Genomic DNA, 15,360 nt, shown 5'->3' with positions numbered 1-15,360 from the left:
CGGCGCGCCCATTAGGTTCATCCTTCACAGGTCGATTTTATGTTTTGCAGGGGAATGGCCGCGCGCCTCGCGTGCGCGGCAGCGTGTCTGATTGCAGCATCGGCGCTTGCACCGGCTCACGCCCAGACTTTAACGATGCGAAGCGCGCTGTCGCGCGCGCTGGCGGCGAGCCCGCGCCTGACGGCAGCCGAGCGCGACGTCGGCATCGCCACGGGCCAGCGTATCCAGGCGGGCGCCCTGCTCAATCCGGAACTGTCCTACGAACAGGACGATTCATTCGGCTCCGGCAGATATCGCGGAACGCGCTCGGCGGAGACCACGCTCCAGATCAGCCAGGCCTTCGAGCTGTTCGGCAAGCGCGAGGCGCGGATTGCCGCAGGCGCAGCCGGCGTCGAGGTCGCCGCGATCCAGCGCAAGGCGATCAGGCTGGAGGTGCTGTCGGAGACCGCGATCGCCTTTCTCAGCGTGCTCGGCGCGCAGCGGCGCATCCAGATCCTCGACGAGCAGATCGCCGCGATCGACCGCCTGACGCCGCTTCTGCGCCGCCGTGTCGAGGCCGGTGCCTCCTCGCCGGCCGAGACCGGCCGCGCCGAGGTCGCCTCCGCCCTGGTGAAGGCGGACCGCGAGCGCTTCAAGGCGACGCTGGCGAGCGCCCGGCGCGAGCTTGCGGTGCTGATGGGCGATCCCGCCGCCAAATTCGGCGAGGTGTCCGGCCGGCTCGACACCACCGGGCGGCCGCCGGCGTTCCAGGCCGTGGTTGCCGCCATCGACGCCAATCCGCAGCTGGTGCGCTGGACCGCAGTCTACGCCCAGCGCAATGCCGAGCTGCTACTGGCGCGGCTCAGGCCCTATCCGGACGTGCGGATCGCGGCTGGCTGGCGCCACTTCAACGAAACGGGCGACGATGCGGCGCGGCTGACCGTCTCCGTGCCGATCCCCGTCTTCGACCAGAACCAGGGTAACATCCTCTCGGCCCAGGAAAGCCTCGCCAAGACCAAAGCCGAGCGCGAGGCCAACCGCAACGCGCTGATCGTGATCGCCGGCCGCGCCTATGACTCGCTGCAGGGATCGCTGCGCGAGCTCGCGGTGCTGCGCGAGACCGCAATTCCCAAGGCCGTCGAAGCGTCCGAGGCGATTTCGCAAGGCTATGGCCAGGGCCGCTTCACCCTGCTCGAAGTGCTCGACGCCCAGGCCAGCGTCACCCAGGCGCGGCTGCGCGAGCAGGAGGCGCTGCAGAATTTCCACGCCGGCGTGGCCATCATCGAAGGCCTTGTCGGCAATCCCTTTACGCTGGCCCGGGAGAGCGCGCGATGAAGACGTCCTCCACCATCCTTGTAGCCATCGTCGCCGCCGCGCTCGGCGCTTACGGCTATTCCCTGCTCGCAGCAGACAAGCTCGCGCACACCGAGCACGGCGAACACGCCGAGCATTCCGAACATAAGAAGCCGAACGACCATGTCGAGCAGGACGAGCACGGCGCCGACCGCATCCGCATCTCCGACGTCAAGCTGGCGGCCGCGGGCGTCACGCTGGCGGAAGCCGCCAGCGCCACGTTGACCGACACGCTCGCCTTCAACGGCATCCTGCGCGCCAACCAGGAAGCCGTGGTGCAGGTGACGCCGCGCTTTCCGGGCCTCGCCAAATCCATCCAGAAGCGGATCGGCGACAAGGTCGGCAAGGACGACCTGCTCGCCGCGATCGAGAGCAACCAGAGCCTCACCGTCTACGAGCTGAAGGCGCCGATTGCCGGCACCATCATCGAGCGGCAGATCTCGCTCGGCGAATACGCCTCCGAGCAGAAGCCGGCCTTCGTGGTCGCCGACCTCTCCACCATCTGGGTCGACCTGTCGATCTACCGGCAGGACCTCCGCCGCGTCCGCCTCAACGACGAGGTCCTGATCGATCCCGACGACGGCCGCGGCGAGATCAAGGGCACGATCTCCTACATCGCACCGATCGGCTCAAGCGAGACCCAGACCGCGCTGGCGCGCGTGGTGCTGCCAAATCCGGACGGACGGCTGCGGCCCGGCCTGTTCGTCACGGCGCGGCTGATCCTCGCGGCGCGCAATGTCGCGGTTGCCGTGCGCCGCAGCGCGATCCAGACGCTGGAGAACAAGACCATCGTGTTCGTGCGCGAGGACGGCGACAAGATCGAGGCGCGCCCGGTCGAAACAGGCGATTCCGATCCGCGCCATGTCGAGATCAAGGCCGGGCTTTCGGCCGGCGAGCATTACGTCGCGGAGAACAGCTTCGTCGTGAAGGCGGAGATGGGCAAGGGCGAGGCCGAGCATGATTGAGCGTCTCATCGCCGTCTCGCTGCAGCAGCGCTGGCTGGTCCTCGTCCTCGCGCTCGGCGCCGTCGCCTTTGGCGCCTGGAATTTCCAGCGCCTGCCGATCGACGCCGTGCCTGATATCACCAACGTCCAGGTCCAGATCAACACCCGCGCTCCCGGCTATTCGCCGCTCGAGACCGAGCAACGCATCACCTTCCCGGTCGAGACTGCGATGGGCGGCTTGCCAAAGCTCGACTACACCCGCTCGCTGTCGCGCTACGGCCTCAGCCAGGTCACGGTCGTCTTCAAGGACGGCACCGACATCTACTTCGCCCGGCAGCTCGTCGGCGAGCGCATCCAGCAGGTGAAAGACCAGCTGCCGGCGGGTGTCGAGGTCGCGATGAGTCCCATCTCGACCGGCCTCGGCGAAATCTTCATGTACACCCTCGAGGCCAAGGCGGGCGCGAAGACGCAGGGCGACCGCGACTATTCGCTGACCGACTTGCGCACCGTGCAGGACTGGATCATCCGACCGCAGCTTCGCAACGTGCCGGGCGTGATCGAAGTCAACACGATCGGCGGCTTCGAGCGGCAATTCCACGTGCTGCCGGATCCCGGCAAGCTGATGGCCTACCGGCTCGGCTTCCGCGACGTGATGACCGCGCTCGCCGCCAACAACGCCAATGTCGGGGCCGGCTATATCGAGCGCAACGGCGAGCAATATTTGGTTCGCTCGCCGGGCCAGGTCGGCACTGTCAGCGAAATCCAGGACATCGTCATCGGCTCGCGCGGCGGCAATCCGGTCAGGATCAGGGACGTCGCTGCTGTCACCGAGGGGCGCGATTTGCGCACGGGCGCTGCGACCTGGAACGGCGAGGAGACCGTGCTCGGCACCGCCATGCTGCTGATCGGCGAGAACAGCCGGACCGTGGCCCGCCGCGTCGCAGCCCGTCTGGAGGACATCGCCAAATCGCTGCCCGAGGGCGTCGTGACGCGGACCGTCTACGACCGCACCGATCTCGTCGAAGCCACCATCCGCACCGTCCGGAACAACCTGCTGGAAGGCGCGGCGCTGGTGGTCGCCGTGCTGTTCCTGATCCTCGGCAACTTCCGCGCCGCGCTGGTCACGGCCTGCGTCATTCCGCTGTCCATGGCGTTGACGATCACCGGCATGGTCGAGACCAAGGTGAGCGCCAACCTGATGAGCTTGGGGGCGATCGACTTCGGCATCATCGTCGACGGCGCCGTGATCATCGTCGAGAACTGCCTGCGCATGCTGGCGGTGGCTCAGCGCGAGAAAGGCGGGCTGCTGACGACGCCCGAACGGCTGCGCGCGATCCTGCGCGGGTCAAGTGAGGTCATCAAGCCGAGCCTGTTCGGAACGCTGATCATCGCCGTGGTCTATTTGCCCGTGCTGACGCTGACCGGCGTCGAGGGCAAGATGTTCACGCCGATGGCGCTGACGGTGCTGATGGCGCTGGGCGCGGCCGTGCTGTTCTCCATCACCTTCGTGCCGGCGGCCGTCGCCATCTTCGTCACCGGCAAGGTGTCCGAGCACGAAAACCTATTCATGCGCGCGGCGAAGCGCGCCTATCTCCCCCTGCTCCGCTTTGCCATCGATAACCGGCTCGCCGTCGCCCTGTCCGCCGCGCTCATCGTGACCGCGAGCGGCATCGCCGCCTCGCGCATGGGCGGCGAGTTCATTCCGAGTCTCGACGAAGGGGACGTCGCGCTGGCCTCGATCCGGATTCCAGGTACCAGCCTCACGCAGTCGCTGGACCTGCAGAAGGCGCTGGAAAAGCGCATCATGCAGATTCCGGAGGTGAAGGAGTTCTTCACCCGCATCGGCACCGCGGAGATCGCCACCGACCCGATGTCGCCGGCGCAGACCGATGGCTATGTCATGCTGAAGCCGCGTGCCGAATGGCCCGATCCGGGCAAGTCGAAATCGGAGGTGGTCGAGGCCATCGAGCATGCTGCAGACGAGATTCCCGGCAGCGCATACGAAATCTCCCAGCCGATCCAGTTCCGCGTCAACGAGCTGATCTCGGGCGTCCGCACCGATGTCGGCGTCAAGATCTTCGGCGACGACCTCGACATCCTGCAAGGCGCCGCCAAGCAGGTGGAGGCCGCGATCCGCGGCATCCGCGGCGCCAGCGACGTCAAGATCGAGCAGGTCTCGGGCTTGCCGATCCTCACCGTGCGCCTCGATCGCCAGGCGCTTGCCCGCTACGGCCTCAGCGTCGCCGAGGTGCAGGGCATCGTCGAGATCGCGGTCGGCGGCAAGTCGGCCGGCAAGCTGTTCGAAGGCGATCGCCGCTTCGACATCGTGGTGCGCCTGCCGGAGCACCTGCGCGGCAATCTCGAGGCGATCCGGGCGATCCCGATCCCGCTGCCGCCCGCCGAGGACGCGGCAACCGGCAGCGCCGTTCGAACGGCGCTGGCCAACTCGCCCCTCACCCAGATGCGCTACGTGCCGCTGTCATCGGTCGCCACCGTGGATGCGACGCCGGGGCCGAACCAGATCAGCCGCGAGAACGGCAAGCGGCGCATCGTCGTCACGGCCAATGTCCGTGCGCGCGACCTCGGCTCTTTCGTCGCGGAGGCCGAGGCGGCCGTTGCCGAGAAAGTCAAGCTGCCGCCGGGTTACTGGATCGGCTGGGGCGGCCAGTTCGAGCAGCTGGTCTCGGCCACCAAGCGGTTGACGATCGTGGTTCCGGTGGCGCTGCTCTTGGTGTTCCTGCTGCTGTTCATGGGCATGGGATCGGCGGCGGATGCGGCGCTGGTGTTCTCCGGCGTGCCGCTGGCGCTGACCGGCGGCGTCGCGGCGCTGCTGCTGCGCGACATTCCGCTATCCATCAGCGCCGGCGTCGGCTTCATCGCGCTATCCGGCGTTGCCGTTCTCAATGGCCTCGTCATCATCGCCTTCATCGAGCGTCTGCGCAGCGAGGGACGCTCGGTCGCGGACGCCGTGCGCGAAGGCGCGCTGACACGGCTGCGCCCGGTGTTGATGACGGCGCTCGTCGCCTCGCTCGGCTTCGTGCCGATGGCGCTCGCCACCGGCGCCGGGGCCGAGGTGCAGCGGCCGCTCGCAACCGTGGTGATCGGCGGCATTCTCTCCTCGACCGTCCTGACGCTGCTGGTGCTGCCGGCGCTCTACGTGCTGTTCCGCCGTGACGTGGCGAAGGAAACGCCTACAATGGCCCCTGATTTGGCGGCGTCTGCGGAGCGCTAGATTTGGGCAGCCACGACCACCACGGTCATCACGACCATGATCATGCGGGCCACTCGCATGCGCATGGCCATACACACGATCATGGTCATGGACACGGCCATGTCCACGCGCCCGCCAGTTTCGGCAAGGCGTTCGCGCTCGGCATTACGCTCAACACCGCGCTCGTCGTGGCCGAGGCGGTTTACGGCTATGTCGGCAACTCCACCGCGCTGCTCGCCGATGCCGGCCATAATTTGTCGGACGTGCTCGGCCTCGTCATCGCCTGGGGCGCCTCGATCGCAGCCCGCCGCGCGCCCAAAGGCCGCTTCACCTACGGCTTTCGCGCCTCCACCATCCTGGCGGCGCTGGCCAATGCGGTGTTCCTGCTGGTCGCGACCGGCGCGATCGGCTGGGAGGCGATCCTGCGCCTGCGCGAGCCGGAGCCGGTCGCAGGCGTCACCGTGATGGTGGTCGCCGGCATCGGCATCCTCATCAATGGTTTTACCGCCCTGCTGTTCGCTGGCGGACGCAAGGACGACATCAACATCGAAGGCGCGTATCTGCACATGGCCGCCGACGCCGCGGTCTCGCTCGGCGTCGTGGTCTCGGCCGCGCTGATCATCTGGACCGGCTGGCTCTGGCTCGATCCCATCACCAGCCTCATCATCTGCGCCACCATCCTCTGGAGCACGACCAGCCTCTTGCGCGGCTCCATCGACATGTCGATGGCGGCCGCGCCCAAGGGTACCGACCTCGCCGCAATCAGGGCGTTCCTGCTGGCGCGACCGGGCGTCTCGGCGATTCACGATCTCCACGTCTGGCCAATCTCGACCACCGAGACGGCGCTGACCTGCCACCTCGTTATGCCCGCAGGCAGCGACGACGCATTCCTGATGCAGACGACGGAGCTCCTCAAGACATCCTTCCGCATCGGCCACACCACGCTCCAGGTCGAGACGCATCCCGACAACGGCTGCGCGCTCGCGCCGGATGATGTGGTGTGAGGCGACTCTGCCTCCGCATCGTCATTGCGAGGAGCCGTTGCGACGAAGCAATCTAGATTGTCTCCGCGGAGGGATTCTGGATTGCTTCGCTTCGCTCGCAATGACGGTGGAGAGCGCTGCGCCCTAGCCCGCCTTCGCCGTCACGATCCAGATCGCGCCCTGGAGCGCCACGCTCTGCTCCTTCAGGAACGGCGCGAGCGCCTCGCGGATCGAAGCCTTGGCAGCTTCATAAGTCTCGGGCGGATGGCCCTGGAGTGCGCGGCTGGCGGGACCGATCTGGAGAGAGCCGTCGACGGCGGCCTCGAGCCCGCCGCCGATAGCAATGTCCATCGACAGATTGTGCGGCTCCATCGCGACGTCCGCGAATCCTGCGCCTTTCAGGATGCGCATGACGCGCTCTTCCGAAGCAAAGGCGAACGGGCCCGGCTCCTCCGGCCCAACCGGCGGCATCTTGGGCACGTGCTTGTAGACCGCCATCAGCGGCGTCATCGCCCACGGATTTTCCTTCGGCTCCCGCCAGCAGGCGAAGGCGAGCCGGCCGGCCGGCTTCAGCGCGCGACGCAGATTGGCGAAGGACGCGATGGGATCGGCGAAGAACATCACGCCGAAGCGTGAAGCGAGCAGATCGAAGCTCGCCGGTTCGAACGGATAAACGGTCGCATCCGCCAGCACGAAGTCGAGCGGCAGGCCCTTCGGCGCGAGCGCCCGCGCCTGCGCCAGCATCGGCTCGGAGACGTCGAGGCCAAGCGCGAAGCCATCGGGCGCCACCGCCTTTGCGAAGGCCAACGTCGTCGCGCCGGAGCCGCAGCCGACATCCAGAACGCGCTGGCCCGGCTTCGGCTTGGCGCGGTCGATCAACACGTCGGCAATAGGGCCGAGCAGCTTCTCCTGCGCCGCGTGGCGATCGGCCCAGCGCTGCCCGCTCGGCCCGTTCCAATAGGCGATCTGGTCGGCGTTCTCTGCGTGCCCGGCGGGTCGTTCCATTCAAGGCTCCATCATCTATTCTTGCTCTATCATAGAAGCCTGTTCGGTCGAAAAGCGGGCGCCCTAACGTCAGGCACGTGTGAGAGCGCCTTGGAGGTCGCGCGACGGATTGCCGCGTCGGCGCGTACCGGCCCGTCCGGGCCGCGTCCGATCAGAGACTGACTTTCGGAAAGCTGTCGATGTCCGCAGCCCTGGACTGCACGCGTCGAACCGTCAGAACCCTCTGCTAGCAAAGAGGTTCTGCTGGACGCCATCCGGTCCCTTCGAAGGGCCAAGGCTCGCACCCTCTGCTCCCACGAGACCGACACCAGAAACGCGGTGTCGCGAAAAGCCCGGCTCGCGGCTGGATATGCACAGGCGAGCCGCACACTTTCCGCGATTGTAGCCTTCCTGCAACAGCATTCTGAATCAAACTTCGTATGTTTGTCCGAGGAGTCGATTGTGGCTTGGCGAGGGGTCGCTTGGCCGCGGTCTGGTGGGATGGGAATGTTTGGAATGAAGCAGGTTGCGCCCGCCCTCGTGGCATTGGTGACGTTTTCCGGATCAGCATTGGCAGCCGACCTTCCGCGCAAATACGCCAAGCCACCGGCTGTCGCCGCAGCTTTCGTCAACTGGACCGGCTGCTATGTCGCGGGCGGCGGCGGCTACGGCATGTGGAATCAGGAAAATTCGACTTTTGTCGACGGTCCGCTCCGCTTTCAGAATGCCGATACGATCACCACCGGTGGCCGCGGGTACTTCGGGACGGTACAGGCGGGATGCGACTATCAGTTTGCGGCGGCCAGCGAGCGCTTCGTGATCGGCGCCTTCGGTGATTATGATTTCGCCAGTCTAACCGGGCGGCTCACTCCCTCCGGCTTCTCGATGGTTGGCGACGAGAAAATGAGCTCGGCCTGGGCGGTCGGCGGCCGTCTCGGCTGGCTGGCGACGCCTAGCCTGCTGACCTATGTCTCGGCGGGTTACACCGAAGCGACTTTCGACCGCACGAACTTCAATCTGAACTTTCCGCCCTTCGGAGTTGCGGCCGGCCTCTATCAGGACAAGCGAACCTACGATGGCTGGTTCATCGGCTCCGGCGCCGAATATGCGCTGGGCTTCCTGCCGGGTCTCTTCTGGAAAACGGAATACCGCTTCTCCGACTTCAATGTCGGCACAAATCCGATCCGGGATACGGCGAGCGGATTGCCGATCGGCTTTTCCGAGGATTCGAAGAAGTACGTCCACACTGTCCGCAGCGAGTTGGTCTACCGCTTCAATTCGAGCGGCCCCGCCGCCGATGTGACGTCCCCTGCCTATCTGAAGGCGCCTCCGGCCCCCACGCCGCTCACGAATTGGACCGGCTGCCACGTCGGCGGCGGCGGAGGCTATGGGCTCTGGAATCAGGACAGCACGACCTACATCGATGGTCCCACCAGAACCCGCTTCAGCGATACAGCAACGACCGGAGGCCGCGGCTTCTTCGGGACTGTGCAGGGCGGCTGCGACTACCAGTTTGCGGCAGCGGGCGCGGCCTTCGTCGTCGGCGCATTCGGCGACTACGATATCGGCAGCCTCAAGGGCCAGCTCAGCCCGCCTCGCTTCGGGATCGTGGGCGAAGAGAAGATGAGCTCGGCCTGGGCGGGCGGCGGCCGGCTCGGCTGGCTGGCGACCCCGAGCCTCCTAACCTATTTCTCAGTCGGCTATACCGAAGCCAGCTTTGACCGTACCGATTTCACCCTCAACGCTGCGCCGTTCGGAAGACCAAGCGGCGTGTTCATGGACAAGCGTACCTACAGGGGCTGGTTCATCGGCGCCGGCGAAGAACACGCGCTGAAGATCGTGCCGGGCTTGTTCTGGAAGACCGAATATCGGTTCTCTGAATTCGACACCGCAACGAACGCCGTCCGCGACACGGCAACGGGTCTGTCCGTTGGAGCGTCGATCGATTCCGAGAAATGGGTTCACGCCGTTCGCAGCCAGCTGGTCTATCGCTTCAACTGGGGCGGAGGCCCCGTCGTGGCGAAGTACTGATCACCCCACTGCTGGTCGTCGCTAAGGCAAAGCTCCGGTTCGTCCGGGGCTTTTGCTTTCTGCATTCGGTCAATATGAAAGTCTGGAACAGAGTTGCGCTTTGGGCTCCGGACCCGACGCAAGCGTCTCATCCGCGCGCATTGCGGCCGCATTGTTTCACCGAACGGCCACATCGGAATCAGATGCCAACCAGATTTCCGCGCTAGGTTCGCGCTTCCTCAAACTGGAAAAGGCATGACCATGCGCAGCTTCACGGCATCCGTCCTCGTTGCAGCTCTCTCGCTGGGAACACCTGCCCTGGTGCAGGCACAGGGCGCATCGTCGCAATCCGACACGGAGCAATCGTCCACGCAATCCAGCACTGTGATCCGGAGCATACAGGTTGTAGACGTCAAGGAACTGCAGCCGGCCGTGCGCGCGAAGGTCGATGAACTCGTGGCGCATACGAGCGAGACGGACATCCAGTCGCTTCGGCAGTCCATCGACGCCACACCGCAGGCCGCCTCCGTGCTCAAGGCCAAGGGCTTGAGCTCGGCACAAGTCGTCGCGATCAACATCGTCGACGGTGTCCTGACGATGTTCACCAAGACAGCCTGACACCCGCAGCATGATCGCTGGCTCCTCGGCCTTACGTCGAGATCGCGCTGCGAGAAAGATTGCCCTGCAGCGGACCTGCTGCAGGGTTGGCCGTGTCCGGCATGAAAGCTCTCACCGGGCCGGCAATTGCAGCCGGGTCGGGCGCGCTCGGCCCTTGCTTCGGCCCCCGCCGGGGCGCTAAAGAGGCGCCATTGGGCGGTTAGCTCAGCTGGTTAGAGCATCTCGTTTACACCGAGAGGGTCCGCGGTTCGAATCCGTGACCGCCCACCAGCCTTCGCTCGCTTCGCGAGCTACGGCTCGGCAAGCCAGCACAGCAAGGTCGTAAGCGCGAAGCGATCGAAGGTTGCCGCGCCGAAGCCCAACGGCGAAGGCGGGCTCGGCCAGCCAACTTCAATCCCTGGGCCGCCCGGGCAGCAGCGGCACGGCGTCGATCCACACCGCTGCCGATTGGCACCAGATCTGCCTCACCGGCCGCAGCGCATCCCGCTGGCGGATCGAGCCCCAACGGATGCCCCAATCGTCGGCCTGGTCGCCCTCGCCGCTGGTGAACAGCGGGGAACCGCAATCGGCACAGAAATGCTGAAAGCGCATCCGGCCGTTGTCGCCGCGCTTGCCGTAGATTTTGGGCGAGCCACGGGTCAGGCGGACATCGGCCTTGGTGCAGATGGCCGTCACGCGGAACGGCGAGCCGGTCAGCGTCTGGCAATCGGTGCAGTGACAGACCGAGACTGCCTCCGGATCGACCTCGGCCTCGAACGCGACCTTCCCGCAATGGCATTGCCCATCGACGTGCATTGCCTCCTCCCCTTCCCCAAACAAAAACGGCGCCCGAAGGCGCCGTTTTATCATCATTTTCGAGCTGCGATCTCAGTGAGCGGTCAGGCCGCCGGCGGCTTCATCGCCGTCCGGCTTCACCGTCACCTTGGTGTCCTCTTCCCAGACGATCGGCGTAGGCTTCTTCACCAGCGCCTTGGCGACGACGTCATCGAGGCGCGAGACCGGGATGATCTCCATGCCGCCCTTGATCGCATCGGAAATCTCCGTGAGATCCTTGGCGTTGTCCTCGGGGATCAGCACCGTCTTGATGCCGCCGCGGGCCGCAGCCAGCAGCTTCTCCTTGAGGCCGCCGATCGGCAGCACGCGGCCGCGCAGCGTGATCTCGCCGGTCATCGCGACATCATGGCGGACCGGGATGCCGGTCATGACCGAGATGATCGCGGTGGCCATCGCAACACCTGCGGACGGGCCATCCTTCGGCGTCGCCCCTTCCGGCACGTGCACGTGGATGTCGCGCTTGTCGAACAGCGGCGGCTCGACGCCGTAGTTGATCGCGCGCGAGCGGACGTAGGACGCCGCCGCGGAGATCGACTCCTTCATGACGTCGCGCAGATTGCCCGTGACCGTCATCTTGCCCTTGCCGGGCATCATGACGCCTTCGATCGTCAGCAGCTCGCCGCCGACATCGGTCCAGGCAAGGCCGGTGACGATACCGACCTGCGGCTCGCTCTCGATCTCGCCGAAGCGGTACTTCGGCACGCCGAGCAACTCTTCCAGAGTCTTCTCGGTGACCTTGACCGACTTCTTCTTGGAGATCATCAGCTCCTTCACCGCCTTGCGGGCCAGTGTAGAGAGCTCACGCTCCAGGTTACGCACGCCCGCTTCGCGGGTGTAGCGGCGGATCAGAAGCAGCAGCGCCTCGTCGTCGATCGAGAACTCCTTGGAGTCCAGGCCATGCTTGGACACCGCGTTCGGGATCAGGTGCTTGCGCGAGATCTCGACCTTCTCGTTCTCGGTGTAGCCCGCGATCCGGATGATCTCCATGCGGTCCATCAGGGGCCCCGGAATATTGAGCGTATTCGCGGTGGTGATGAACATCACGTTGGACAGATCGTAGTCGACCTCGAGATAGTGGTCGTTGAAGGTCCCGTTCTGCTCGGGGTCGAGTACCTCGAGCAGCGCCGAGGACGGATCGCCGCGGAAATCGGCGCCCATCTTGTCGATCTCGTCCAAGAGGAACAGCGGATTGGACGACTTCGCCTTGCGCATCGACTGGATGATCTTGCCGGGCATCGAGCCGATATAGGTGCGGCGGTGACCGCGGATCTCGGCCTCGTCGCGCACGCCGCCGAGCGAGACGCGCACGAACTCGCGCCCCGTCGCCTTCGCGATCGACTTGCCGAGCGAGGTCTTGCCGACGCCGGGAGGCCCGACCAGGCACAGGATCGGCCCCGTCAGCTTGTTGGCGCGCGACTGCACCGCGAGGTACTCGACGATACGCTCCTTGACCTTCTCCAGCCCATAGTGATCGGAGTCCAGGATGGCTTGCGCCTGCTCCAGGTCCTTCTTCACCTTAGACTTCTTGTTCCACGGGATCGACAGTAGCCAATCCAGATAGTTGCGCACGACGGTCGCTTCCGCGGACATCGGCGACATCTGGCGCAGCTTCTTCAATTCATGCTGCGCCTTCTCGCGCGCTTCCTTGGAGAGCTTGGTCTTCGAGATCTTCTCTTCGAGATCGGCGAGCTCGTCGCGACCGTCGTCGTCGCCGAGTTCCTTCTGGATCGCCTTCATCTGCTCGTTGAGATAGTACTCGCGCTGGGTCTTCTCCATTTGTCGTTTGACACGAGAACGGATGCGCTTCTCGACCTGCAGCACCGAGATCTCGCTCTCCATCAGACCCAGCACCTTCTCCAGGCGCGTGGTGACCGACAGCGTCTCCAGTATGCCCTGGCGATCTGCGATCTTGACCGCGAGATGCGAGGCGACCGTATCGGCGAGCTTGGCGAAATCGGTGATCGCCTGCACGACGCCGACGACCTCGGCCGAGATCTTCTTGTTGAGCTTCACATAGCTCTCGAAGTCGGACACGACCGAGCGCGCCAACGCTTCCGCCTCGACCGATTTCGCGTCGGTGTCCGCAAGCGCGACGGCGGTCGCCTCATAATAGTCGGCGCGGTCGGTGTACTTCGCCACGCGCGCACGCTCGAGCCCTTCGACCAGCACCTTCACGGTGCCATCGGGAAGCTTCAGGAGCTGCAGCACGCTGGCAAGCGTACCGGTCTCGTAAATCGCATCGGGCGCCGGATCATCGTCGGACGCGTTCTTCTGCGTCGCGAGCATGATCAGCGCGTCGTTCTTCATCACCTCTTCGAGTGCGCGGATCGACTTCTCGCGACCGACGAAGAGCGGAACGATCATGTGCGGGAAGACGACGATGTCGCGCAGCGGCAGCACGGGATAGGCGTGTGCTTCGCCATGAACGATTGTTGGCCGGGGTTTTGGATTGGTCATGGCCTTTTCCTTTTGCTTTGCCCCCTTGCACGCAGCCCGCGATCATGCGCAACCGCCACAAGGTGCCGAGGTGATCCGCAGAACCGGTCGGTCCTCTACAAGTTGGACCGGCTCGCCGGAACGGAACTGAGGCGAATCTTGAAGAGAATTTTCGCTCGCCGCCGACATTAGGTGGCTATCGACCCGGGGGGTGTCAAGTCATTGAAAAACGCGCGCCATCAGGCGCTTACGCAACGCGGCAAGCGACGCAACACCGGCTGCGGAACCACGGCTCCGCAGCCAACTCGAGGAGACGATTGGAGCTTTCCAGCGCCGTCAGATCAGGCGCTGGCGTTCTCGACGGCACGATCGGACCGATCGGCATAGATGTAGAGCGGACGCGCCGTGCCTTCCACGACTTCGCGGGAAATCACGACTTCTTCCACACCTTCCAGGCCCGGCAGGTCGAACATGGTCTCGAGCAGGATCGCCTCGAGGATCGAACGCAGGCCTCGCGCGCCGGTCTTGCGCTCGATCGCCTTGCGGGCGACCGCGCCAAGCGCCTCGTCGGCGAAGGTCAGCTCGATGTTCTCCATCTCGAACAGCCGCTGGTACTGTTTCACCAGCGCGTTCTTCGGCTCCGTCAGGATCTTCTTCAGCGAGGTCTCGTCGAGATCCTCGAGCGTCGCCACGACCGGCAGACGACCGACGAACTCGGGGATGAGGCCGTACTTCAGGAGGTCCTCAGGCTCGACGTGACGGAAGATCTCGCCGGTCCGGCGATCCTCCGGCGCGAGCACCTGGGCGCCGAAGCCGATCGAGGTCGACCGACCGCGCGCCGAGATGATCTTCTCGAGGCCGGCAAAGGCGCCGCCGCAGATGAACAGGATGTTGGTGGTATCCACCTGCAGGAACTCCTGCTGCGGATGCTTGCGGCCGCCCTGCGGCGGGACCGAAGCCACCGTGCCTTCCATGATCTTGAGCAGCGCCTGCTGCACGCCCTCACCCGACACGTCGCGCGTGATCGAGGGGTTGTCGGACTTGCGGCTGATCTTGTCGATTTCGTCGATGTAGACGATGCCGCGCTGGGCGCGCTCGACGTTGTAGTCGGCGGCCTGGAGCAGCTTCAGGATGATGTTCTCGACGTCCTCGCCGACATAGCCGGCTTCGGTCAGCGTCGTCGCATCGGCCATCGTGAACGGCACGTCCAGGATGCGGGCGAGCGTCTGCGCGAGCAGCGTCTTGCCCGAGCCGGTCGGACCGATCAGCAGGATGTTCGACTTCGCGAGCTCGACGTCGTTGTGCTTGGTCTGATGGTTGAGGCGCTTGTAGTGGTTGTGCACCGCGACCGACAGGACCTTCTTCGCATGGCTCTGGCCGATGACGTAATCGTCCAGCACCTTGCAGATTTCCTTCGGCGTCGGAATACCGTCGCGCGACTTGACCAGCGAGGATTTGTTCTCCTCGCGGATGATGTCCATGCAGAGCTCGACGCACTCGTCGCAGATGAAGACCGTGGGACCCGCGATCAGTTTGCGGACTTCGTGCTGGCTCTTGCCGCAGAACGAGCAATATAGCGTGTTCTTGGAGTCGCTCGTGCCGACCTTACTCATTCATATCTCCGTCCGCGGTTCGATCCCGTTCCGCTCGATCGCTCCATTCCGACACGATGGTCGGCATGAAGCTTAAGTAGAGCAAATTCCGTACCAAAAAAGATCCTACGCTTTACTACATTCCGTGCGAATCACGGTGGCTCGATTCTCCCGCGATCATAGCCGATCAATCGTAGCCAACCATGCTGTCACCCGACTATCAAGAATTCGCTAATCGGGGGTCGCCGGCTACCCGTGACAATACCGTGATTTCCGGTCTTGGCACGGGCGAAGTGATGGAAAACACCCCGGCGTTGCTGGATTGCCACGAAAAACAAGCACGAAAGCGGAACTTTCTGCTTGTCGCAGGGCGCAAAACCGCGTTTTGCGCCGTGCGCACGCGCACCTAACGTGAA

General features: G+C 64.9%; 11 protein-coding genes and 1 tRNA gene. 8 read left to right on the top strand and 4 right to left on the bottom strand.

What is annotated here, in order from left to right:
- The first annotated feature begins 39 nt into the window (after positions 1-39).
- Genes ihpA through I6F33_RS16150 form a run of 4 tightly spaced genes read left to right on the top strand, consistent with a single transcriptional unit; the run spans position 40 to position 6,491 of the window.
- A complete protein-coding gene (gene ihpA / locus I6F33_RS16165) occupies positions 40-1,314 on the top strand; it encodes a divalent metal ion exporter subunit IhpA (protein WP_036010223.1) in 1,275 nt (424 codons plus the stop codon).
- Positions 1,311-2,297, top strand: a complete 987-nt coding sequence (gene ihpB / locus I6F33_RS16160; protein ID WP_036010224.1) for a divalent metal ion exporter adaptor subunit IhpB — start codon at positions 1,311-1,313, stop codon at positions 2,295-2,297. Before ihpA ends, ihpB begins: the two co-directional genes overlap by 4 nt.
- Positions 2,290-5,508 carry an efflux RND transporter permease subunit gene (locus tag I6F33_RS16155; protein WP_036010226.1) on the top strand — a complete coding sequence of 1,073 codons (3,219 nt, stop codon included), beginning with the start codon at positions 2,290-2,292 and terminating at the stop codon, positions 5,506-5,508. The genes ihpB and I6F33_RS16155 overlap by 8 nt, the downstream gene beginning before the upstream one ends.
- A gap of 2 nt (positions 5,509-5,510) precedes the next feature.
- Positions 5,511-6,491, top strand: coding sequence for a cation diffusion facilitator family transporter (locus tag I6F33_RS16150; protein WP_036010229.1), 981 nt, complete (start codon positions 5,511-5,513; stop codon positions 6,489-6,491).
- Positions 6,492-6,614: 123 nt separating this feature from the next.
- Here I6F33_RS16150 and I6F33_RS16145 read toward each other — a convergent pair whose 3' ends face one another.
- Positions 6,615-7,475 carry a class I SAM-dependent methyltransferase gene (locus tag I6F33_RS16145; RefSeq protein ID WP_225113093.1) on the bottom strand — a complete coding sequence of 287 codons (861 nt, stop codon included), beginning with the start codon at positions 7,473-7,475 and terminating at the stop codon, positions 6,615-6,617.
- 318 nt (positions 7,476-7,793) lie between these two features.
- Here I6F33_RS16145 and I6F33_RS16140 point away from each other — a divergent pair, with 318 nt between their 5' ends.
- From I6F33_RS16140 to I6F33_RS16130, 3 genes are all read left to right on the top strand, one after another.
- Complete coding sequence (locus I6F33_RS16140; protein ID WP_225113092.1) at positions 7,794-9,485, top strand: outer membrane protein; 1,692 nt, start codon at positions 7,794-7,796, stop codon at positions 9,483-9,485.
- A 234-nt stretch (positions 9,486-9,719) separates the two neighbouring features.
- Complete coding sequence (locus I6F33_RS16135; RefSeq protein WP_051057016.1) at positions 9,720-10,082, top strand: hypothetical protein; 363 nt, start codon at positions 9,720-9,722, stop codon at positions 10,080-10,082.
- Between the two features lie 193 nt (positions 10,083-10,275).
- Positions 10,276-10,352, top strand: a tRNA-Val gene (locus I6F33_RS16130).
- Between the two features lie 120 nt (positions 10,353-10,472).
- Here the strand turns inward: I6F33_RS16130 and I6F33_RS16125 are convergent.
- The 3 genes from I6F33_RS16125 to clpX all read right to left on the bottom strand — a co-directional run bounded on the left by I6F33_RS16125 (position 10,473) and on the right by clpX (position 14,965).
- A complete protein-coding gene (locus I6F33_RS16125) occupies positions 10,473-10,877 on the bottom strand; it encodes a GFA family protein (protein WP_036010277.1) in 405 nt (134 codons plus the stop codon).
- Positions 10,878-10,949: 72 nt separating this feature from the next.
- Entirely contained in the window at positions 10,950-13,373 is a 2,424-nt protein-coding gene (lon, locus tag I6F33_RS16120) for an endopeptidase La (RefSeq protein WP_036010279.1), read from the bottom strand.
- A gap of 320 nt (positions 13,374-13,693) precedes the next feature.
- A complete protein-coding gene (gene clpX / locus I6F33_RS16115) occupies positions 13,694-14,965 on the bottom strand; it encodes an ATP-dependent Clp protease ATP-binding subunit ClpX (protein ID WP_008547851.1) in 1,272 nt (423 codons plus the stop codon).
- Positions 14,966-15,147: 182 nt separating this feature from the next.
- On the opposite strand from clpX, the gene I6F33_RS16110 reads away from it, so the two are divergent.
- Positions 15,148-15,354, top strand: coding sequence for a hypothetical protein (locus I6F33_RS16110; RefSeq protein WP_141697650.1), 207 nt, complete (start codon positions 15,148-15,150; stop codon positions 15,352-15,354).
- Positions 15,355-15,360 lie beyond the last annotated feature (6 nt).

It is taken from the genome of Bradyrhizobium sp. BRP20, from assembly GCF_020194215.1.
Classification (GTDB): Bacteria; Pseudomonadota; Alphaproteobacteria; order Rhizobiales; family Xanthobacteraceae; genus Bradyrhizobium; species Bradyrhizobium yuanmingense.
Note: the sequence above shows the minus strand (reverse complement) of the source record. Positions and strands in the feature narration are given on the sequence as shown.

What these genes read in the sequence shown, in the direction of transcription:
- ihpA (WP_036010223.1), top strand. Translation starts at nt 40, where the DNA reads ATGTTTTGCAGGGGAATGGCCGCGCGCCTCGCGTGCGCGGCAGCGTGT.
- ihpB (WP_036010224.1), top strand. Translation starts at nt 1,311, where the DNA reads ATGAAGACGTCCTCCACCATCCTTGTAGCCATCGTCGCCGCCGCGCTC.
- I6F33_RS16155 (WP_036010226.1), top strand. Translation starts at nt 2,290, where the DNA reads ATGATTGAGCGTCTCATCGCCGTCTCGCTGCAGCAGCGCTGGCTGGTC.
- I6F33_RS16145 (WP_225113093.1), bottom strand. Translation starts at nt 7,475, where the DNA reads ATGGAACGACCCGCCGGGCACGCAGAGAACGCCGACCAGATCGCCTAT.
- I6F33_RS16135 (WP_051057016.1), top strand. Translation starts at nt 9,720, where the DNA reads ATGACCATGCGCAGCTTCACGGCATCCGTCCTCGTTGCAGCTCTCTCG.
- I6F33_RS16125 (WP_036010277.1), bottom strand. Translation starts at nt 10,877, where the DNA reads ATGCACGTCGATGGGCAATGCCATTGCGGGAAGGTCGCGTTCGAGGCC.
- lon (WP_036010279.1), bottom strand. Translation starts at nt 13,373, where the DNA reads ATGACCAATCCAAAACCCCGGCCAACAATCGTTCATGGCGAAGCACAC.
- clpX (WP_008547851.1), bottom strand. Translation starts at nt 14,965, where the DNA reads ATGAGTAAGGTCGGCACGAGCGACTCCAAGAACACGCTATATTGCTCG.
- I6F33_RS16110 (WP_141697650.1), top strand. Translation starts at nt 15,148, where the DNA reads ATGCTGTCACCCGACTATCAAGAATTCGCTAATCGGGGGTCGCCGGCT.